The sequence below is a fragment of the Nocardia sp. NPDC006044 genome (assembly GCF_042871115.1).
Taxonomy (GTDB): domain Bacteria; phylum Actinomycetota; class Actinomycetes; order Mycobacteriales; family Mycobacteriaceae; genus Nocardia.
Genome location: NZ_JBIAID010000002.1, coordinates 1,523,893 through 1,544,724, shown reverse-complemented (window position 1 = coordinate 1,544,724; position 20,832 = coordinate 1,523,893). Strand labels below are relative to the sequence as shown.

Here is a 20,832-nt window from a genome sequence, read left to right as displayed (position 1 = left end):
GCCGCGGCCGCTAATCACCCCCTCAAACCGGGGGGGGGGGGGCCCACCCCCCCCCCCCCCCCCCCCCGGCGGGGGGGGCGCCCCCCCCCCCCCCCCCCCCCGGGGGGGCGTGGGGGCTGCGCCCCCACAAAACACGCGGAACGAGCCCAGCTCATGCTTTCCATGAGCATGAGCAACCTACGAGTGGAGCCTAGGGGAATCGAACCCCTAACCCCTGCCTTGCAAAGGCAGTGCTCTGCCAATTGAGCTAAGGCCCCGAGTCAGCGGGTGGTGACCTCGTGCCACATGTCCGCGTCGTTGCGCTGGCGCAGCTTGGAGATGCCGATGAGAACCGCTACCACGGCGCCGACCGTGACAAGAAACTTCATGGTTCCCACCCTACTGTGATGTTCGGGAGTGGGCCTAGGAGGACTTGAACCTCCGACCTCTTCGTTATCAGCGAAGCGCTCTAACCGCCTGAGCTATAGGCCCGTATGGCTCTTGTGTTTGTTCCACCTGAGCCGAGGCTAGAGATTACCCGACTTGCACATGAACGACCAAAACGGCTGGTAGAGGGGCCGCTAACGATGAAAAACGGCCGGTGCCGGCCCCTGGATGGGGACGGCACCGGCCGGTGGTTTTCCGGGTTTCTAGTCGGGGTCGGCCAGGGTCACCTGGATGCCGCCGACCAGATCGCAGCACTGGTTGTAGATGAACGTGCCGACGGTGCCGAGCGCGGTGAACAGCACCACGTTGATCAGGCCGATGACGCCCGCATAGCCGAAGACCGTGCCCGCGTCGATGAGCCCGACCGATCCGCTGTCCTGCGAGACCATGTCGGTGAACGTGTTGTTCAGTCGTTCCCACACGCCCATGCCCTCGAGCACGATGTAGAGCAGGCCGACGGCGAGCATCCAGACGAAGAACATGGCGACGCTGATCACCAGCGAGATCTTCAGGGTCGACCAGGGATCGATCCGGCGGATCTGCACGGTGGCCCGCAGCGGCTCGCCGGTGGCGACGGCCGCGGCGACCGCGACCGGCACGGCGGGCGAGACGGGTGTCTGCGGGCCGGTGTGCTCGGCCGAGGGCGGCAGCGGGTGCCGGATCTCGGAAAGGTCCGGCATGTCCTTGATCAGTTCGGGCCGGGCGATGCTGCGGGTCGGTCCGTCGATGCCGACGGACTTCACCATGGCGGCTTCCTTGCGCGCCGCCTTGGCCGCGAGGTCGGCCGTGGTGCGCGCGTTGGTCACGCCGCCGCCGAGGCCGCCACCGCCCTGACCGCCGCCCTGACCACCGGAGCCGCTCGGGCGTCCGGTGACCGGCGCCTGGCCGGGCCGGTACAGGTTGGACTGTGGTTCCCGCTGCGGCAGTTGTGCCCAGCCGTCCTGGAACGGCGATTGGCCACCACCGTTGCCACCGGACTGATCCCCCGACTCGGGTGCGCCGGGCTCTGAGTTGTTCATGCGGACAGTCTGATCGAACGGATCTTGACCGCTGTGACCGGGAGCCTGCTCCGGCCCCTTCGGCTTGCCCGCGAAATCGCCTTGCTGGTCTTGCATTTCGCGCTGCTGTCCGCCTTGCTGGCCGGACGGGCCGCCACCCGATTGATTACCGTGCTGCTGCCCGCCCGGCTGGCCTGCGGCGGATTGCCCACCACCACCGTTCGGCTGGCCGCCACCTGGCTGCCCGCCGCCTGGCTGGCCGTTATCGGCCGACGAGTTCGGCCGGGGGATCGGCCGCGGCGGAATCGGGGACGGTGCGATCCGCTCGGTCACACCGTTCGTCTGGTGCCGCTCGTCATTCGGCTGATTCGGAGTGGTCAATGGGAATCCTTAGATCCGTTCGTTGCCGCCGCTGGAGGGTTTACTCGGAGGAACCGGTGTCGCTGTCGTCGCCGGCGAGCAGGTCGGGATCGGGCTCGTCGGCGTTGCGCGCGATAGCAAGCAACGTATCGCCCTCGCCGAGGTTCATCAATCGCACGCCCTTGGTCTGTCGTCCAGCCTTACGCACCTGCTTGGCCACGGTCCGGATGACACCACCACCGGACGTGATCGCGTACAACTCATCCTCGTCCTCGACGATGAGCGCACCGACAAGGGTGCCACGCTTGGGGTCGTATTGGACGGTCAATACGCCTTTACCGCCCCTGCCCTGCGCCGTGTACTCCTCGATCGCAGTCCGCTTAGCGTAACCGCCGGCCGTCGCCACCAGCAGATAGGTATCCGGGCGCACAACGTTGAGCGACAAGAGTTCATCCGAGGCGTTGAACCGCATGCCCTGCACGCCGGAGGTGGCCCGGCCCATCGGACGCAACGCCTCGTCGGTCGCGGAGAACCGGATCGACTGACCCAGCGCGGAGACCAGGAGCAGGTCGTCGTCGGCCGAGCACAGCACGGCGCCGACCAGTTCGTCCTCGTCGCGCAGGTTAACCGCGACGATGCCACCGGTGCGGTTGGAGTCGAAATCGGTCAGCTTCGACTTCTTCACCAGGCCATTCTTGGTGGCGAGCACCAGGTACGGCGAGTCTTCGTAGGACTTCAGCTGAATGATCTGGGCGATCTTCTCATCCGGCTGGAAGGCGAGCAGGTTGGCCACGTGCTGGCCGCGCGCGGTCCGGCTGGCCTCGGGCAGCTCGTAGGCCTTGGCCCGGTACACCCGGCCCTTGTTCGTGAAGAACAGCAGCCAGTCGTGCGTCGAGGAGATGAAGAAGTGCTTGACCAGGTCGTCCTGCTTGAGCCCGGCGCCCTGCACGCCCTTGCCGCCGCGCTTCTGGCTGCGGTAGAGGTCGGTCTTGGTGCGCTTGGCGTAGCCGGTCTCGGTGATCGTGACGACCACGTCCTCGCGGGCGATCAGATCCTCGTCGGCGACATCGCCGTCGGCCGCGATGATCCGGGTGCGCCGGTCGTCGCCGTACTTCTCGACGATCTCGGCCAGCTCGTCGCGCACGATGGCGCGCTGGCGCTCCGGCTTTTCCAGAATGTCCTTCAAGTCGGCGATTTCGAGTTCGATCTTGGCCAACTCGTCGATGATCTTCTGCCGCTCCAACGCCGAGAGGCGGCGCAGCTGCATGTCGAGGATGGCGGTCGCCTGGATCTCGTCGATGTCGAGCATCTGCATCAGGCCGGTGCGCGCGGTGTCGGTGTTGGCCGACCGCCGGATCAACGCGATGACCTCGTCGAGCGCGTCCAGCGCCTTGACCAGGCCGCGCAGGATGTGGGCCCGCTCCTCGGCCTTGCGCAGCAAGTACTTGGTGCGCCGGACGATGACATCCAACTGGTGCTTGACGTAGTAACGGATCATCTGGTCGAGGCGCAGCGTGCGCGGCACCCCGTCGACGATCGAGAGCATGTTGCAGCCAAAGCTGGTCTGCAACTGGGTGTGCTTGTACAGGTTGTTCAGCACGACCTTCGCCACGGCGTCGCGCTTGACCGTGACCACGATCCGCATGCCCGCGCGATCGGAGGACTCGTCGTGGATGTCGGAGATGCCGGCGATCTTTCCGTCGCGCACCTGCTCGGCGATCGCGTTGATGAAGTTGTCGGTGTTGACCTGGTACGGCAGCTCGGTGATGACCAGGGTGGTGCGGCCCTTGTTGTCTTCCTCGATCTCCACCACGCCGCGCATCCGGACCGAACCGCGACCGGTGGAGTAGGCATCCTGAATGCCCTGACTGCCGACGATCAGGCCGTAGGTCGGGAAGTCCGGACCCTTGACCCGCTCCATGCAGGCGGCCAGGGTGGACTCTTCGTCGGCGTCGAAGTTGTCCAGCGCCCAGTAGATCGCCTCGGCCAGCTCGCGCAGGTTGTGCGGCGGGATGTTGGTCGCCATGCCGACCGCGATGCCGTTGCTGCCGTTCATCAGCAGCGCGGGCACCCGGCTCGGCAGCACGGTCGGTTCCTGCGAACGACCGTCGTAGTTCGGGATGAAATCGACCGTCTCGTGGTCGATCTCGCGCAGCATCTCCATCGCGAGCGGGGTCAGCCTGCACTCGGTGTAGCGCATGGCGGCCGCGCCGTCGTTGCCGCGCGAACCGAAGTTGCCCTGGCCGTCGACCAGCGGGTAGCGCAGCGACCACGGCTGCGCCATGCGCACCAGGGTGTCGTAGATCGACGCGTCACCGTGCGGGTGGTAGTTACCCATGGTCTCGGCGACCGGGCGCGCGGACTTCACATAACCGCGGTCGGGCCGATACCCGTTGTCGTACATGGCATACAGCACGCGCCGGTGCACCGGCTTGAGGCCGTCGCGCACTTCGGGCAGCGCGCGGCCGACGATCACGCTCATCGCGTAGTCGATGTAGCTGTTCTGCATTTCCTGCTGGATGTCGACCGGATCGATCCGGTCGCCGCCGGTGCCTCCGTACGGAGGCAGCGTCGTGTCGGTCATGAAGTCTCCTTAGCGGGCGGTGCGGTTGCGGTGAGGGGGCACGCGCACCGGCTTATACGTCGAGGAAGCGAACGTCCTTGGCATTGCGGGTGATAAAGCTGCGGCGGGCCTCTACGTCCTCGCCCATCAGCACGCTGAACAGCTCGTCGGCCGCGGCCGCGTCGTCCAGGGTGACCAGCTTGAGCACGCGCACCGTGGGGTCCATCGTGGTCTCCCACAGTTCCTTGGCGTTCATCTCGCCGAGACCTTTGTAGCGCTGGACGCCGTCTTCCTTGTTGATCTTCTTGCCCGCCGCGAGACCCGCCTCGAGCAGGCCGTCGCGCTCACGGTCGGAGTAGGCGAACTCCGGATCGCTGCGCTGCCACTTGAGCTTGTACAGCGGCGGCTGCGCGAGATACACGTGGCCCTGTTCGACCAGCGGGCGCATGAACCGGAACAGCAGCGTGAGCAGCAGGGTCGCGATGTGCTGGCCGTCCACGTCGGCGTCGGCCATCAGCACGATCTTGTGATAGCGCAGCTTGGCGATATCGAACTCGTCGTGGATGCCGGTGCCGAACGCGGTGATGATCGACTGGACCTCGTTGTTCTTCAGCACCCGGTCGATGCGGGCCTTCTCGACGTTGATGATCTTTCCGCGCAGCGGCAGGATCGCCTGGTACATCGAGTCGCGCCCGGACTTCGCCGAGCCACCGGCGGAGTCGCCCTCCACGATGTAGATTTCGGACTTGCTCGGGTCCTTGGACCGGCAGTCGGCCAGCTTGCCCGGCAGGCCGCCGAGGTCGGTCGCGCTCTTGCGGCGCACCAGCTCCCTGGCCTTACGGGCCGCGACGCGCGCCTGCGCCGAGGAGACCGCCTTGTTCACAATGGTCTTCGCGTCGGCCGGATTGGCCTCGAACCAGTGCGACAGGTGCTCGTTGCACGCCTTCTGCACGAACGACTTGACCTCGGTGTTGCCGAGCTTGGTCTTGGTCTGGCCCTCGAACTGCGGCTCGGAGACCTTCACGCTGACGATCGCGGCCAGGCCCTCACGGATGTCGTCACCGGTGAGGTTGCCGTCTTTTTCCTTGAGCAGCTTCTTGTCTTTGGCGTACTTGTTCACCACCGTGGTCAGCGCCGCGCGGAAGCCCTCTTCGTGGGTGCCGCCCTCGTGCGTGTTGATGGTGTTGGCGAAGGTGTGCACGCTCTCGGAGTAGCCCGAGTTCCACTGCATGGCGACCTCGAGTTCGTGGCCGGTGCCCTTGCCGGTGAACCCGACGACCGAGTTGTGGATCGGCTGCTTGGTCCGGTTGATGTGGCGGACGAAGTCCTCCAGGCCACCTGGGTAGTGGTAGGTGCGCTTCTTCACCTTGTGCTCGACCGGCGCGGCGTCGTCCTCGGCCTCCGCGTGCTTCGGCGCGTCGGCGGTCTCGCTGACCACGTCGTCGGTGATCTCGGCCTCGGTGACCCGCTCGTCGGTCAGGGTGATGGTGAGTCCCTTGTTCAGGAACGCCATCTCCTGCAGCCGGCGCGCGACCGTCTCGAAGTTGTAGGTGGTGGTCTCGAAGATGTTCGGATCGGCCCAGAACCGGATCGTGGTGCCGGTCTTCTTGGACGGGTCGCCCTGCAGCAGCTTGCCGGGGACCGAGTCCTTGTAGGTCTGGGTCCAGTGGTAGCCGTCGCGGTCGATCTCCGCTTCCAGCTGGGAGGACAGCGCGTTCACCACGGAGATGCCGACGCCGTGCAGACCACCGGAGACCGCGTAGGAATCGGAGTCGAACTTGCCGCCGGCGTGCAGCTGGGTCATGACCACCTCGATGGTCGGGACGCCCTGCGCGTGCATGGCCACCGGGATGCCACGGCCGTCGTCGACCACCTCGACGCCGCCGTCGGCGAGCAGGGTGACCTCGACCTTGGACGCGTACCCGGCCATCGCCTCGTCGACGGAGTTGTCGACGACCTCCCAGATCAGGTGGTGCAGACCACGCTCACCGGTGGAACCGATGTACATGCCTGGACGCTTGCGGACCGCCTCGAGTCCTTCGAGGACCGTGATGGACGAGGCGCCGTAATCCGCCTTGCCCGAGGAAGCGTTGGTCGAGCCCGATGCGTTGGAGTCGTTGGCAGCCACTGGTCGGTAGCTCTCCTTACTTGCTGATCCTCCTGGCGAGGCACTGCACAGCACGCGTTGATCCCTGGCCATGACTGCTCGAGAAATACAGGGCCACGCGGGCTGTACGGGACGCACCGAAGGTGATCGCCGCTAGTTACGTCACCATCCTACTGGTACACCCAACCTACAGTGCACCTACGACACCCCTGACAGCTCCGTGAATGCGAGAAATCGGATTGTCGCGAGTCTGTTCCGCCCTCCGGGGCTTTAGCTCGCCCCTGGGAGGATTCGGGCGGTGCGGATCGGCGGACCCTCCGGGCGGCCCTCGGTCACCGCGCGGAATGCCCGGATTCCCGGCCACGCGGACGTTTGCCTGCCGTTGGCGCGGCGAGTGCGACCGGCACCCGGTTTCACGTGGAACGCGGGCGTTTTATCCGTAGGTATCACGCGGTCCGCGGCCGCGTATGTGCCGTTCTCCCTTGCGCCAGCTGGGCGCCGCGGGGCCGGTGATCTTGAGCGAGGTGACCACGCCGGGACCGACCGCGGCGTTGATCTTGGCCAGGATCTGGCTCTGCAACATGCGCAATTGGGTTGCCCAGGCGGTGGATTCGGCCGCGATGCTCAGCACGTTGTCCTTCAGGGCCAACGGGGTGGCATGGGCGGCGATGTCCTCGCCGACGACGCCGGCCCACCGGCCGAACACCGTGCCCTCGGCGACCTTGGCGGACCAGCCGCGGCTCTTGGCCAGCGATCCGGTCAACGCGCCGAACGGCTGAGGATCCCGCGGATCCGGGCCCGCGCCCGACCAGCCGCTGCGGCGACGCGCACCGGTCCGCAACCTGCGCTGCGGCGAGGACCGCCCCTGTCCGACGGACTTTCCGCTCGCCTTGGCCGCCGCCCGAGCCTCCTCGAGCGCCCGCCTAGCCAGATCCACACCGCGCAATTCCGGCTCTTCACCTGCCGGTTCGGCGCCATTTCGATCGGTCACCAGGCTCCTCTCGGGTTGCGCGGCCAGAGGGTCACTCTACGACAGCGCACCGACAGAACGGTCGCCTCGGACGCGGTAACGGACGCGATGGTTCTCCACAGGACCTGTTGATAACCATGCTTTTCTGTGCATACGTCACGGTGCGTTCGTCAGGGTGCCGGGGTGACGGGCTCGGCGATCCGGGAGGTGCGGCCGTCACCGCCGCCGCTGGTTTCCACCCGCAGCGGGTGGGCGGCGAGTTCGGCCGGCACATCTTCCGGCACCGCGGCGGTGATGAGTACTTGCTCTGCACCGGCGGCGACGGCAGCCAGGGCGGTGCGGCGACGGCGGTCGAGTTCGGCGAACACGTCGTCGAGCAGGAGCACCGGCTCGGAACCGTTGGCGCGCAACAACTCGAACGCGGCGAGCCGTAAGGCGAGGGCGAACGACCAGGATTCGCCGTGACTGGCGAAACCCTTGGCCGGGGCCTCCCCCAGGTTCAGCTCCAATTCGTCACGGTGCGGGCCGACGAGGCAGACACCGCGCTCGAGTTCCTTCGTCCGGGCCGCGGCCAGCTCGCGCAGCATGATCGCCTCGAGCACCTCGGTATCGTCCGGCGCGGGTTCCCTGGCCGGGTCCAGGAATTCGGGCGGCAGGGTGGCGCTGCGGTAAGCGATCGCGGCGGCCCGGGATTCGGGCGCGATCGACGCGTAGGCCTGGGCCAGGTACGGGTACAGGTCATGCACCAGGCGCAGCCGGTAGGTCAGCAGCACCGAGGCGTGCGTGGCCAGGTGCCCGTCCCACACGTCGAGGGTGCTCAGATCCGACTTCGACCGAGCTTGCCGCCCAGCGGATTTCAACAGCGCCGAGCGCTGGCGCAGCACCCTGTCGTAGTCGCTGCGGACCGCGGCGAGCCGGGGCAGCCGGGCTGTGCACAACTCGTCCATGAACCGGCGGCGCTCGCCCGGATCGCCGCGCACCAGCGCGAGATCCTCGGGCGCGAACAGCACCGTCTGCAGGATGCCGAGGATCTCCCGCGGCCGTCGCGCGGGCGAGCGATTGATCTGCGCCCGATTGGCACTGCCCTGGTTCAGCTCGATGTCGACGCGCAGTTCGCGGCCGCTGTTGACCACGGACGCACCGATCCTGGCCTTGTCCGCGCCGAGCCGGATCAGCGGGGCATCGGCCGCAACCCGGTGTGATCCGAGGGTGGCCAGGTAGCCGATCGCCTCCAGCAGGTTCGTCTTGCCGTTGCCGTTCGAACCGAGGAAAACCGTTCGGCCTGGGGATAATTCGAGTTCCGCGTGGTCCCAGGAACGGAAGTCACGCAGCGACAGTGTTCTGATGAACATCCGCTACCTGGCCCCTACCTGCGCGAGTTCCGTCACTTGAAGTTGTGCACAACGCGTCCGGGCCGGCCCCGAAACCGTTGCCACCCATGCACAGTCTGTGCGTGACCTGTGCATGAATGTCACCGACCTCGGCCGCCCGATCATCGAATCCCGCAGCATAGCTATCGGTTTCACGGCGACCGAGGCACAGACCGAACTCGGATCGCGGTCGTGCACAGGCGCTCAGCCCGGCAGCCGGACCGGCATCAGCAGGTAGGTGTACGGGCTGTCCAGGGCGGCGAACGCGCCCGACTCGAGCACCTTCGGCTCGTCCTCGACGGCGGGCAGCAGCACCGCGGGCCGGCTCGGCGTGGTGAAGCCGAAGGTGACCCGCTCGGCGTGCAGCGCGGACAGGCCGTCGATCAGGTAACCCGGGTTGAACGCGATGGTCAGCGATTCGCCGCGGAAGTCGGCCTCCAGCCATTCCTCGGCGCGACCGGCGTCGTCGCCACCGGCGGACAGTTGCAGGCCCTCGGTGGAGAACTCCAGCCGCACCTGGGCGCCGCGCTCGGCGACCAGGGCGACGCGCTTGATCGCCTCGGTCAGCACGGACACCTGGAGAGTGGCGATCGAGGTGTGTTCCTTCGGCAGCAGCTGACGGAACTTGGGGAATTCGGCGTCGAGCAGCCGGGTGGTGGTCCGGCGGCCCGCGTTAACGATGCCGAGCAGACCATCCGAACCGGCGCCGGTGCCGAGCGAAAGCTGCACGGGCGCATCGGAAGCGCCGAGCGTCTTGGCGGCTTCGGACAGCGTCCTGGCCGGGATGAGCACCGCGGTCTCGATCGCGGCATCGGCGGGCGACCACTCGATGTGGCGAACCGCGAGGCGGAACCGGTCGGTGGCCGCGAGCACCACCTTCGAGCCCTCGATCTCGACGCGGATGCCGGTGAGCATCGGGAGCGTGTCGTCGCGGCCCGCCGCGACGGCGACCTGGCCGACCGCGCTGGCGAACACGTCGACGCTCAGCTCACCGGTTTGCTGCGGCACCTCGGGCAGCTGGGGATAGTCCTCGACCGGCATGGTCGGCAGGGAGAACTTCGCACTGCCGCAGGCGATCAGCACGCGGGTGCCGTCCACCGACACGTCGACCGGCTTGTTCGACAGCGACTTCGTGATGTCGGCGAGCAGCCGGCCGGAGACGAGGACCTCGCCCGGACCGGCGACCTCGGCGGCGACCCGCATCTGCGCGGAGACCTCGTAGTCGAAGCCGGAGACGGTGAGCCCGCCTTCGTCGGCGACGAGCAGCACGCCACCGAGCACCGGGACGGGAGGCCGGGACGGGAGGCTGCGTGCTACCCAGGCAACCGATTCGGCGAAGTCCTCTCGGGCGACCCGAAACTTCATGCTTGCAAGCTCCATCGCCCGATCTGTCCTCTCCCAGTTCCGTGAGCTGTTATGCGGTGGCCGGACATTCGTCCTCCAAGCCTGTCGGCTCGTTCAACGTCGATTCGCGCAGGATGTGGATCGGCCGCCATGGAAAGTGTGGCACAGGCGACCGACACCAAACCGTACCCGCGAGCGGAGCTGTGGCCTAGCCCGACCCGCTAGACCGCCTCTCCGAGTCTTCAGGCCAGACCTAGGCGCGACGACGGTCAGGTTGGCGACCGGCGGTGATGTCGGTGAGGAGTCAGCCGGTGCGCCAGGAGTTACCCATGTGCTCACGAAATCGGTTGGCAGGTTCCCGATGCCGACGCGGTGGATGGTGCTGCGGACCGAACTGTCGCTCCGGATCTGCTCCCCCTCTTCTCCTTGCCTGGGGACGGGAGCGGTTCGAGTCGTGACGGTCCTCAACCCGACTTTCCACACACCTGTTTTCAAAGAAGGTTCTTCTAGAAGAAGAACTGAAGTAGTAGTAGGCACTGTGGAATCTGTGCACTGACGCCGAAATCGCAGGTCAGCGGGCGTGGTGCCGTGGGGATGACCGCGGGGTGTCTCGAGGATGAACGAGGGGCGTCTGTGGAGTTCCGAAGTTGTCCCACATTCATCCTCGAGTGCTCCTCGAGTTGTTCCACCGAATTCACCCGGTTGTTCACACATGTGTACCGATGCGTGGACAACTCGAGGAATCCTCGAGGACTCCACATGGACTCCTCGAGGATTCCCCAACCCCGTGACCGACTGCCGTGCTGGTCACTGCCTGTGCGCAAGATCGATCGGGGAAGCTGGGGATAAGTCCCTGTTAGCGAACGCCCACGAGCCCATCCCCACACCTGTTAGCCAACCGGTGCACAACTAGGAGTTTCCTCGAGGACTCCACAAGGATTCCTCGAGGAATCCACAGGCCATAAAAAAGCACCGCCCCAGGTCAGGGGCGGTGCGGGGGTGTTAGTGAAGCTCAGCGCGAGCGTTGTTTGATCCGGGCTGTTAGTTCTTGCACCTGGTCATAGACCCGGCGCCGCTCGGTCATCTCCTTGCGGATCTTTTTCTCCGCGTACATCACCGTGGTGTGGTCCCGGCCGAACGCCTGGCCGATCTTCGGCAGCGACAGATCGGTCAGCTCACGGCACAGATACATGGCGATCTGCCGCGCCTGCGCCAGCGGTCGCGCCTTGCCCGGCCCGGTCAGCTCCTCGAGCGTGGTGTTGAAGTACTCCGCGGTCACGGCCATGATCGTCGCCGCGTTGATCTCCAGCGCCGCGGTGTCCGGCATGAGGTCGCGCAGCACCACCTCGGCCAGCGGCAGGTCCAGCGGCTGACCGTTCAGCGACGCGAACGCGGTCACCCGGATCAGCGCGCCTTCCAGCTCGCGGATATTGCGTTCCACCCTGGTGGCGATCAGTTCCATCACGTCGTGCGGCACGTCGAGCCGGTCCATCCGCGCCTTCTTGCGCAGGATGGCGATGCGGGTCTCCAGCTCGGGCGGCTGCACATCGGTGATCAGGCCCCACTCGAACCGGGTGCGCAGCCGTTCCTCCAGCGTGGCCAGCTGTTTGGGCGGGCGATCGGAGGAGACGACGATCTGCTTGTTGGCGTTGTGCAGGGTGTTGAAGGTGTGGAAGAACTCCTCCTGGATGCCTTCCTTGCCCTCGATGAACTGGATGTCGTCGACCAGCAGGATGTCGGTCTCCCGGTAGCGGCGCTTGAACGCCACCTTCCGGTCGTCGCGCAGGCTGTTGATGAAGTCGTTGGTGAACTCCTCGGTCGAGACGTACTTCACCCGCATGCCGGGGAACAGCCGCTGGGCGTAGTGGCCGGCCGCGTGTAGTAGGTGCGTCTTGCCCAAACCCGAAGCGCCCCAGACGAATAGAGGGTTGTAGGCGCGGGCCGGAGCCTCCGCGATGGCGACCGCGGCAGCGTGCGCGAAGCGGTTGGACGCGCCGATGACGAAGGTCTCGAAGGTGTACTTCGCGTTCAGGCTGGCCGAGGAGCTCGACGGCGCGGAGCTCTCCTGCGACTTGGTGAAGTAGGTCGGCCAGGAATTACGGGCGTTGACCACGGGCTCGTCGTCCCGGTCGGCGCGCGGGCTCTCGGATTCGCGGACCGACTCGTGCGCGGCCGCCATGCCCTGATCGTCGGACTCCGCGGCCTCGCGCACGGGCGTGCGGACCGGACCGCGCATCGCGGCGGGGCCGGGTTCGGGGGTGAACAGGGACTCCTGGCCGGGCGGGATGGACTCGCGACGCGGAGGCAGGCCCTGGTCCCGGCGTTGCGGGGGCGCGGGGTCGTGCCGCGGCGCGGGCTGCAGCTCGGCCGGGGGCTGATATTCCCCACGGTCCTGGTACTCGTCGCGTTCCTGGTACTCGTCGCGGGCGTAGTCCGGGCGGTCGTATTCGCCGGTGGCGGGATATTCCGGGGCGTACTCGTTGCCGGAGAAGTCGGAGCCGCCGTTGTAGCCGGGTGCGGGGGCATAGTCGTTGGCCTGGGCGTAGCGCGGTTGCTGGTACTCGTCGCGACCCTGGTACTCGCCGCCGGGGTAGCCGGCCTGGCCGCGTCCGTTGTCGCGGTGGCCGTTGTCTCCGGACCCGCTGTCGCGCGGGCTGTTGTCCCGGAGGCCGTTGTCGCGGGCTCCGTTGTCGCGGGGATCGCCGTCGCGGGGTCCGTTGTCCCGAGGTCCGTTGTCCCTGGGGCGCGACGGCATGCTCGTCATCCGGGCATGCCGGGGATTGCTGCTGTTCCGGTCGCCGGCCGGGGCGGCCGGCGCGGCGATGCGCACGCCGAGCCCCTCCACCTGTGGACCGAGCCGCCGGGCCAGTGATCGCAGGATCGGCTCGCGCAGATCGCGTTCGATGGCCTCCTGAGCCAGCGAGGAAGGCACCGAGAGCAGGGCGAATCCCTGCGCCACCGTCAGCGGCTTGACCAACTTCAGCCAGGCCTGCTGTGCTCTGGTCACCGGCGGAATGGCACCGTCGGTCGAGCCGGTGGTCAGCTCGGCAACTACCTCGGGCCACACCGTGGCCAACACGTTCTGCTCGTCGTCCATGCAGTTTCCTCCCCGGAAGTAGGTCGATAGGAGCAGACGGCCGGGGCACGCGGGGAGGCAGTGGTGACGACCATGCTCGGGTCGGTACCGTGATCCTGCGTACGTCCGTAACCGGTTCGAGCGCTGCCCGGATCCCCATTCCGAGCGGCGACGGGCACCGTCGGCCCTACGAATATGCCACTCCACGGGTCTTTCCACACAATTATCCACAGATGTGGAGAACCCTGGGGAGTTGTGAAATACGCCTTTTCGACCCGGTCGTAAGCCTCTGACCTGCGGTTCCTCAGCAACCACTTGGCTACGCAGGTTGGCGACGCGCTCGGGCGTGGCTAGGGGTGTGGACGAACTCACGGTGATACTCACAGGGTCTGACCGTGATATGCACAGCTCTGGGGATCGATCGGCCGAGTTCGTGCAGGTCGGGCATGCGGGTCCGCTCGGGTGGGGCGAGTTTGACCCGCTCCGAGGCGATCAGTACCCTCGTACAGTCACCCTTTGGTGCGGTGGTGGTCTTGTGCTGACCGCGTGTAGGTCGAGATCGACCGACTGTGCGCCAAGACCGACGCGCCGATGATGACCAGACCTGCGATTCATCGCGAATACCTGTTTCACCGACATAGCTTCGGGCACCGACTGGTGCCCACTGACTCGAGGAGTGTTGACCGTGGCCAAGGGCAAGCGGACGTTCCAGCCGAACAACCGTCGTCGGGCTCGCGTCCACGGCTTCCGTCTCCGGATGCGCACCCGTGCGGGTCGCGCCATCGTTTCGGCGCGCCGCCGCAAGGGCCGCGCCGAACTCACTGCCTGATCCTCCGCGGACGCTCGGGTGTTGCCTGAGTCGTATCGGTTGCATCATCGTGCCGACTTCTCCCGGACGGTGCGCCGCGGCCAGCGAGTCGGGAGGCGAGATCTGGTCGTACACGTGCTCACGCACGGGTACGACGGAGTCGTGGACGTGAATGGACGACATGGTGATCCAGCCGCAGCGCTGGTCCGCGTAGGCGGGCCGCGCTTCGGGCTGATCGTCAGCAAGGCGGTGGGCAACGCGGTGATTCGACACCGTGTGGCCCGCCGCCTGCGTCATATGTGCCTCCAGATAGTTCCGGAGTTGCCTGCCGACGCCGACATCGTGATCCGCGCCCTGCCGGGTGCGGCAGCCGCCTCCTCGGAGGAGCTGCTGCGTCAGTTGCGCGGGGCGGTACGCAAACTCGGCGCCGGATCGACCGCCGCGGCAGCCGTCGGATCGGCCGGTCCCGCATGAGCCGCACCGCGACGATCGGCCGGCTACCGGCGAACGCACTGATCTTTCTGATCGAGTTGTATCGGACCTACGTCTCCCCCACCCGCATGCCGGTGTGCCGATTCACCCCGACCTGCAGCGAGTACGCGGTCACCGCGTTGCGGACGCGCGGGCTGTTCGTCGGCCTCGGATTGGCAGCCGTGCGACTGGCCAAATGTGCGCCCTGGCACCCTGGTGGGTGGGACCCCGTTCCGGAGCGGAAGCGAAGCACCGTTCGCACCGCGCCCGGGACCGTGGCAGCCACCGATCCGGCACCGCAGGAAGCCAACCTGCAGGCCGACCCGGTGTCGGAGCCGAACGCTTGGAAAGGATCACCGCGCGCGGTGATCGGCGATACGAACGACGGGAGTGCATAGAGCCGTGCTCGACTTCATTTATTATCCGGTGTCCTGGATCTTGTGGTTCTGGCACCGGGCGTTCTCGTTGGTGCCCGGCCTCGGCAAAGACAGCGGCATCGCCTGGGCACTCGCCGTCGTGTTCCTGGTCTTCACGTTGCGTGTGCTGCTCTACAAGCCGTTCGTGAAGCAGGTGCGCACCACCAAGCAGATGCAGGAACTGCAGCCCCAGATCAAGGAGCTGCAAAAGAAATACAAGAACGACCGCCAGAAGATGGCGACCGAGATGCAGAAGCTGCAGAAGGATCACGGCTTCAACCCGTTGATGGGCTGCCTGCCGATCCTGGCCCAGGTTCCGGTGTTCCTCGGCCTGTTCCATGTGCTGCGCTCGTTCAACCGGACCGGTCACGGCTTCGGCCAGCTCGGTATGTCCATCGAGCAGAACGCGAACACGCCCAACTACGTGTTCAACGCGGCCGACGTGCAGTCCTTCCTGAGCGCCCGGCTCTTCGGCGCGCCGATCTCGTCCTTCATCACCATCCCCGACACCGAGCTGCGCGCCTTCGCCATCGACGGCCTCGGGCTGCCGAACAAGGTCAGCATCGCCGTCGTCGCGATCCCGTTGATGATCATCGCCGGCCTGGCGACCCACTTCAACGCCCGCGCCTCGGTGGCCAGGCAGACGCCGGAGGCGGCCGCCAACCCGCAGGCCGCGATGATGAACAAGCTCGCGCTGTGGGTCTTCCCGCTCGGCGTGCTCGTCGGTGGTCCGTTCCTGCCGATCGCCATCCTTCTGTACTGGGTCTCCAATAACATCTGGACCTACGGGCAGCAGCACCTCGTCTTCGGTCGGATGGAGCGCGAAGCGGAAGAGAAGAAGCAGGCCAAGCTGGAACAGCGCGCGCAGAACGCGCCGAAACCCGGGGCCAAGCCGGTCAATACGCGGAAGAAGTCGCCGGCCGACGCGGTGGACGCCGTCGATGCGGTGGACGCGGTGGACGCGCCCGCCTCGACCAACGGCACCGCCAAGACCACCAGCAAGCCCGCGGGGCAGCAGCGCAGGCCGAGTGGCCAGAAGCGGCCGGGCGGCAACCGGGGCCGGGCGAACCAGAAGCGCCGCCGCTGATCGCAATTCGGTGGTCGGCCGGCCACCACGCTGAGCAACCCCTTGATCGCGCACCGTCCGGCGGCGAGCGCACGGCGAGCGCGATGAGCAGATGAAGGAAATCAAATGACAGTTGAGACCGACGGAGGGGACGCCACAGTGGCGACGACGATGGTGAACGCCGGAACGGACGCCGACGATGTCGTGAACGATGCCGAGGAAGCCCTGATCGAAGAGGGCGAAATCGCGGGCGACTACCTGGAGCAGTTGCTCGACGTGCTCGACTTCGACGGTGACATCGATCTCGACGTCGAGGGTGACCGCGCCATCGTCAGCATCGACGGTGGCCGGGATCTGTCAAAGCTGGTGGGCCGTAACGGCGAAACGCTCGACGCGCTACAGGAGCTGACCCGGCTGGCCGTGCAGCAGGCGACCGGCGTGCGCAGCCGGCTGATGCTGGACGTGGCCGGTTGGCGGGCCAAGCGCCGGGAGGACCTGAGCGCGCTCGGCACCGCCGCCGCGCAGCGGGTGCTGGAATCCGGTGCGCCGGAGTCGCTTTCCCCCATGACGCCGTTCGAGCGCAAGATCGTGCACGACGCGGTGTCGGTGATCGACGGCGTTGCCAGCGAGAGCGAAGGCGTCGAGCCGAACCGGCATGTGGTGGTTGTTCCGTCCTGAGCGAAAGCGGGACACGTTAGGGCCCGGCGTATTTCGTCACCCTGACGGGTAATGGTGGGATAGGGCCTCTGGTCTTCGGATCGGGGGCCTTGTTCATGTCCGGCACCTGATTGTCCGCATGTCGCTGGTTCCCTGATCGACTCGAGTTCGGAAGGATGTTTCACGTGGAACGAGATCTCGGTGAAGCCACCCCATTGCCCGCCGAGCTGGAACCGCCAGCCTCGGCCGCGGCGGTGTTCGGCGACCGACTCGATCTCGCCCGCCGGTACTGCGCGGCGCTCGCCACCGCCGGCGTCGAGCGCGGGCTGATCGGTCCGCGTGAGGTCCCGCGGTTGTGGGATCGCCACATTCTCAACTGCGCGGTGATCGGCGAACTGATCGTCGAGGGCTCCTCCGTCGTCGACATCGGCAGCGGTGCCGGGCTCCCCGGCATCCCGCTCGCCATCGCCCGACCGGACCTGCGCATCACCCTGGTCGAGCCGCTGCTGCGCCGCACCATCTTCCTGAGCGAGTTCATCGAAGCGGCCGGGCTGGATGTCACCGTGGTGCGCGGACGGGCCGAGCAGTCCGGTGTGCTGAAGGAGGCCGGCGGCGCCGACGTGGTCACCTCCCGCGCGGTAGCTCCCCTGGGCAAGCTCGCCCAGTGGTCCCTCCCCCTCTTGCGCGACCACGGCCGCATGCTCGCCCTCAAGGGCGTGAGCGCGGCCGAGGAACTCGCCCGCGACGGCGAGGCCCTGGAGCGCGCCGGCGCAGGCAACCCGATGGTCGTCGAATGCGGTGTCGGCCTCGTCTCCACCCCCACCCTCATCATCAGCGCCGAGCGCCTCCCCCGCGCCGAGCGCGCCCCTCGGCGACGAAGTGAGAACGCGACCGCACGTCGAGAAGCGAAGGCGGCGAAGCGGGCTGGGGAGCCCGGCGTGGGCCGGGCGCGGAAGACGAAGTAGCACACCGTTTCTTCGCAGCGCTCCGCCGTCCGGGGAGCGAGCGACCCCACCGTCCGGCGACTGGGCGACCCGGCTCCGGCGACTGGGCGACCCGGCATCCGGCGCCTGGGTGTCCCAGCATTCGGCGACGGGGCGACCCGGCATCCGGCGACTGGCGTCCCTGTGGCCCTTGGCTCGGCATCCGAGCGGCGGCTCGGCCACTTCGTGATCCGGCTCGGTGACTGGGTGACCCGTTGACTTGGCGACTAGGCGACCTGCTGAACCTATGACGGGTCTACCACCCCGCTGAACCGGCGTGGACTCTGGCGACCCGGCAGCATGGTGACTTGTCCCAGGAGTTGGACGGGTCCGCGGTCCAAAGCGGTCCAGCGACAAGGTGACTCAGTGGCCGGTGCCTGCCGGCTCGAAACGCCTGCCCCGCTTCCTGGCGACCTAGGGATTCATGCGACGTAGCGGCGTCAGTGGTTTGGGTGGCGCCGTATCCGATAATCGGGTCGCCCGACTCTGTGACGCCGAGCCCTGACACTTCTGCGATCCCGCGGCCAGCTACCCCGTCTTCCGAATACTCGCCGCCTGATGGCCTACCGATCTTGCAAACTGCGGAAGGTATGTTGACCGCACGGTGCCCGGCGACTCAATAGCTTGCACGTGACCTAGCGTCCGACGCTCCGCCCTGGTGATCCGCCGATCTGCGATTCGATAACGCGGAGATCTGGAAACCAAGGTGGCCTAGTGATCCCAGAGACCTGGGTGGCCGCGCGACCCGGTCGCGCGACGACTTCGCAACTTCCAGTGACTCCGGGGCCTCACACTCCTCGATCCTGCGGCCCGCTACCACGCATCCGGCTACTCGCCACCCGATGGTCAGCTGGACTTGAGTTTCGGCGACTCGGTTGGTCGGCAAGAGGTCATCGAACGAGTTGCGGGTGAACGACCGACCGGTGGCAGCGGAAGACAGGGGCGTCTCACATTGGTGGTGACGGCCGCGCGCCGTCTCTTAATGGATCGACTAATCGGTTGCTGCCGACGGGGAACATAGAGATTCTTTGACGAGTACGGCTTCTCGATACCTGTCAGCACTGACCCGACATGTCCTGCTGCCGTCAACCCAATGCGTCACGTGACTCTTGGCTCGGTGGGTTGGTGGTCGGCTTCGCCAGGGTGTAGAAGTTCGATGTTTCATGTCGAACCGGCCGGGAGGCTCCCCCACCGTTCCAGTAAAAATCGCCGGCGATGCGGAATGGTTCGTTTGACTCGGCTTGACGGTGCGCATCGCTCTCCGGCTCAGTGTCGTGCCGTTGGACCGTCGATGGATTCCACTTGGCCTGTCTCCCCCCGGAGGTGGAATTTGTACCGCAGCGTCATTCGTTCTGTTGGTGCACTGATTCATTCGCGTCCAATCTGACCCGCGCCTCCGCCTCCGATTCGTAGGAAAGTCTGTGAACACCGCGCGCCCGCGCTCTCATCAACCGCACGCCGCACGCCGCCGAGGCGGTCGGTTGGGCGATGTTTCATGTGAAACCGAGCTGGGTGCCTCGTCTACCGATCGAGCATGAAGTTGCCGGTCGATCCATTTCGGGGCTGTTGCCCTGCGGCCGGTGGTGTCGTGTTGCCCGTACTCGGTTGGCCGTCGGGTCTGATGCGGTCGACCGGTCTTACCGTGCGCGCCCGATCCGGCAAAGTCCCGGAGCAAGTGCCTAGGTTCAACAGAGCTGAGGAATGCGGCTGACTCATTCGCGCGTTCGAGATAGCCCTCGGTCTTCGACCTATGGGTGGAGTCATGGCACCTTCCGCGGATCATCCAACTGCGCGTCACATCCTCTCGCTCCGGTGCCTCAATCGCGTCGAGACGATCGGCCGGTGTTTCATGTGAAACCGCTGGGGCGACAGGAGCAATCTCGGGCCCTCGGTTTTCGACCCAATCCGGGCAGCCGCTCGCACCGGCAACCGCCGCCCGATATGACGCGAGTGCTTCGGTCCCAGATCCGATCCCGACCTCCACTCTCCGAACCGAACACGGCAGACCCCGGCTCCCGTCTTCGACTGACTGCTCGCGGTAGAGCGGTACGGCGACCTGACTTGTCGACAGGGGTCTTAGGTGTGATGCGCAGTCCGCGATGGAGGGTGACCGGACCAGCGACGGATTGTTTGGCGGGTTGCTCTGCTGCGGTGAAGAGCGAGGGGGCGGAGGGCTCGGTGTCGGGCGGGAGTTGGAGTCGTGGGCGGGAGAGTTCCGATGGCTGCTGGATGGCGCTCCTCGTGGTTCGAATGGATATGTACGACAGGTTGATGAAACGTCTGCCGGGGCGGCCCGCTCTAGATGTTTCACGGGAAACGCTGACGGGTTTCAGTGTCCGCCGTCCCGCCACCCTCCGCTGTCCCGTCACCCTCCGTGCGCCCACCACCTTTTGCGCACGCGCTCTGCGCTCTCACTTCCCGTCAACCGGTCTCCGTCGCTACACATCGCCACCGTCATCCGTGTCGAACCCGTCCTGCCATTGCCCGTCTACTTCTTCGTCTCGATGTCCGGCCATCCCGTCGTCACCGCGCCCCGCTTCCCAAGTCCCCGCGCATGACCATCGGGATGCCTGGGGTAACCGCCGCCTGCCAGACCAGGATCTACTGGCGCCCACGGTGGAGCGCCCAGCCCGTGGTCATCATGAAACTAGCCGGGGTCGACTCCTCCGTCGTTCCAAGTAGGAGTCGCTGGTCGACGCGAACTGGTTCGTTGACTCGGCTTGACTGTGGGTGGCGGTTCCCGGTTCGGTGTCGTGCCATTGGGCAGATCGATTCCGCTTGGCTTGTCTCCGTCCGAGGAGAAACTTCTTACCGCAGCGTCATTTCGTTCTCCTGGGCACACTGATTCATTCGCGTCCAATCGAACCGCTTCCGCCTCCGATTCGTAGGGAAGTCTGGGCACCACGCACCACGCACCACGCACCACGCACCACGCACCACGCACCACGCGCCGCACTGCGCTTGGCGCACCAGTCGTGGCGATCGGTTGGGCGATGTTTCATGTGAAACCGGCTGGGCGCTCCATCCATAGATCGAGCACGCAGTCGATCTACTCGGCGCGACGCCACCTTTCTCCGACCTGGTTTGGATAGCAAAGCCACCGAGATCGGAACTGCCGAAATACTTGAGGCCGTCGAGCAGCCAGCGGGTGCGCACACCGGCCACAACCACAGAGATTCCACAACAAGCCTCATCCTGGCTCCCCGCGTCCGGTGGC

General features: G+C 66.5%; 14 protein-coding genes and 2 tRNA genes. 6 read left to right on the top strand and 10 right to left on the bottom strand.

What is annotated here, in order from left to right; translation table 11 throughout:
- Nucleotides 1–184: 184 nt before the first annotated feature.
- The 10 genes from ACFYO1_RS24625 to dnaA form a co-directional block, all read right to left on the bottom strand.
- A tRNA-Ala gene (locus tag ACFYO1_RS24625) sits at nucleotides 185–257 on the bottom strand.
- Between the two features lie 3 nt (nucleotides 258–260).
- Nucleotides 261–368, bottom strand: a complete 108-nt coding sequence (locus ACFYO1_RS24620) for a DLW-39 family protein (RefSeq protein ID WP_223884814.1) — start codon at nucleotides 366–368, stop codon at nucleotides 261–263.
- A 29-nt stretch (nucleotides 369–397) separates the two neighbouring features.
- Nucleotides 398–471 (bottom strand) — tRNA-Ile (locus tag ACFYO1_RS24615).
- Nucleotides 472–629: 158 nt separating this feature from the next.
- Nucleotides 630–1,805, bottom strand: a complete 1,176-nt coding sequence (locus ACFYO1_RS24610) for a DUF3566 domain-containing protein (RefSeq protein ID WP_387235166.1) — start codon at nucleotides 1,803–1,805, stop codon at nucleotides 630–632.
- Between the two features lie 40 nt (nucleotides 1,806–1,845).
- Nucleotides 1,846–4,368: a DNA gyrase subunit A gene (gyrA, locus tag ACFYO1_RS24605; protein ID WP_387235163.1), complete on the bottom strand. Its 2,523-nt coding sequence runs from the start codon at nucleotides 4,366–4,368 to the stop codon at nucleotides 1,846–1,848.
- Between the two features lie 52 nt (nucleotides 4,369–4,420).
- Nucleotides 4,421–6,475: a DNA topoisomerase (ATP-hydrolyzing) subunit B gene (gene gyrB, locus ACFYO1_RS24600; RefSeq protein ID WP_387235160.1), complete on the bottom strand. Its 2,055-nt coding sequence runs from the start codon at nucleotides 6,473–6,475 to the stop codon at nucleotides 4,421–4,423.
- A gap of 412 nt (nucleotides 6,476–6,887) precedes the next feature.
- Nucleotides 6,888–7,448 carry a DUF721 family protein gene (locus tag ACFYO1_RS24595; RefSeq protein ID WP_387235375.1) on the bottom strand — a complete coding sequence of 187 codons (561 nt, stop codon included), beginning with the start codon at nucleotides 7,446–7,448 and terminating at the stop codon, nucleotides 6,888–6,890.
- Between the two features lie 146 nt (nucleotides 7,449–7,594).
- Nucleotides 7,595–8,776, bottom strand: coding sequence for a DNA replication/repair protein RecF (gene recF / locus ACFYO1_RS24590; protein WP_387235157.1), 1,182 nt, complete (start codon nucleotides 8,774–8,776; stop codon nucleotides 7,595–7,597).
- A gap of 222 nt (nucleotides 8,777–8,998) precedes the next feature.
- On the bottom strand, nucleotides 8,999–10,174 hold the full coding sequence (dnaN, locus tag ACFYO1_RS24585; protein ID WP_387235154.1) for a DNA polymerase III subunit beta: 1,176 nt from the start codon (nucleotides 10,172–10,174) through the stop codon (nucleotides 8,999–9,001).
- Nucleotides 10,175–11,150: 976 nt separating this feature from the next.
- The gene (gene dnaA, locus ACFYO1_RS24580; RefSeq protein ID WP_387235151.1) at nucleotides 11,151–13,235 is read right to left on the bottom strand and encodes a chromosomal replication initiator protein DnaA; all 2,085 of its coding nucleotides are present in this window, start codon (nucleotides 13,233–13,235) and stop codon (nucleotides 11,151–11,153) included.
- Nucleotides 13,236–13,899: 664 nt separating this feature from the next.
- Here dnaA and rpmH point away from each other — a divergent pair.
- The 6 genes from rpmH (at nucleotide 13,900) to rsmG (ending at nucleotide 17,597) form a co-directional block, all read left to right on the top strand.
- A complete protein-coding gene (rpmH, locus tag ACFYO1_RS24575) occupies nucleotides 13,900–14,043 on the top strand; it encodes a 50S ribosomal protein L34 (RefSeq protein WP_005516618.1) in 144 nt (47 codons plus the stop codon).
- Between the two features lie 18 nt (nucleotides 14,044–14,061).
- A complete protein-coding gene (rnpA, locus tag ACFYO1_RS24570; RefSeq protein ID WP_387235148.1) occupies nucleotides 14,062–14,496 on the top strand; it encodes a ribonuclease P protein component in 435 nt (144 codons plus the stop codon).
- Complete coding sequence (gene yidD / locus ACFYO1_RS24565) at nucleotides 14,493–14,891, top strand: membrane protein insertion efficiency factor YidD (RefSeq protein WP_387235145.1); 399 nt, start codon at nucleotides 14,493–14,495, stop codon at nucleotides 14,889–14,891. The genes rnpA and yidD overlap by 4 nt, the downstream gene beginning before the upstream one ends.
- Before the next feature lie 4 nt (nucleotides 14,892–14,895).
- Complete coding sequence (yidC, locus tag ACFYO1_RS24560) at nucleotides 14,896–15,996, top strand: membrane protein insertase YidC (protein WP_387235142.1); 1,101 nt, start codon at nucleotides 14,896–14,898, stop codon at nucleotides 15,994–15,996.
- Nucleotides 15,997–16,101: 105 nt separating this feature from the next.
- A complete protein-coding gene (locus ACFYO1_RS24555) occupies nucleotides 16,102–16,653 on the top strand; it encodes a protein jag (RefSeq protein WP_379283167.1) in 552 nt (183 codons plus the stop codon).
- A gap of 155 nt (nucleotides 16,654–16,808) precedes the next feature.
- Complete coding sequence (gene rsmG / locus ACFYO1_RS24550) at nucleotides 16,809–17,597, top strand: 16S rRNA (guanine(527)-N(7))-methyltransferase RsmG (protein ID WP_387235140.1); 789 nt, start codon at nucleotides 16,809–16,811, stop codon at nucleotides 17,595–17,597.
- Nucleotides 17,598–20,832 lie beyond the last annotated feature (3,235 nt).

What these genes read in the sequence shown, in the direction of transcription:
- dnaA (WP_387235151.1), bottom strand. Translation starts at nt 13,235, where the DNA reads ATGGACGACGAGCAGAACGTGTTGGCCACGGTGTGGCCCGAGGTAGTT.
- rsmG (WP_387235140.1), top strand. Translation starts at nt 16,809, where the DNA reads ATGTTTCACGTGGAACGAGATCTCGGTGAAGCCACCCCATTGCCCGCC.
- ACFYO1_RS24620 (WP_223884814.1), bottom strand. Translation starts at nt 368, where the DNA reads ATGAAGTTTCTTGTCACGGTCGGCGCCGTGGTAGCGGTTCTCATCGGC.
- yidD (WP_387235145.1), top strand. Translation starts at nt 14,493, where the DNA reads ATGAGCCGCACCGCGACGATCGGCCGGCTACCGGCGAACGCACTGATC.
- ACFYO1_RS24555 (WP_379283167.1), top strand. Translation starts at nt 16,102, where the DNA reads ATGACAGTTGAGACCGACGGAGGGGACGCCACAGTGGCGACGACGATG.
- dnaN (WP_387235154.1), bottom strand. Translation starts at nt 10,174, where the DNA reads ATGGAGCTTGCAAGCATGAAGTTTCGGGTCGCCCGAGAGGACTTCGCC.
- recF (WP_387235157.1), bottom strand. Translation starts at nt 8,776, where the DNA reads ATGTTCATCAGAACACTGTCGCTGCGTGACTTCCGTTCCTGGGACCAC.
- gyrA (WP_387235163.1), bottom strand. Translation starts at nt 4,368, where the DNA reads ATGACCGACACGACGCTGCCTCCGTACGGAGGCACCGGCGGCGACCGG.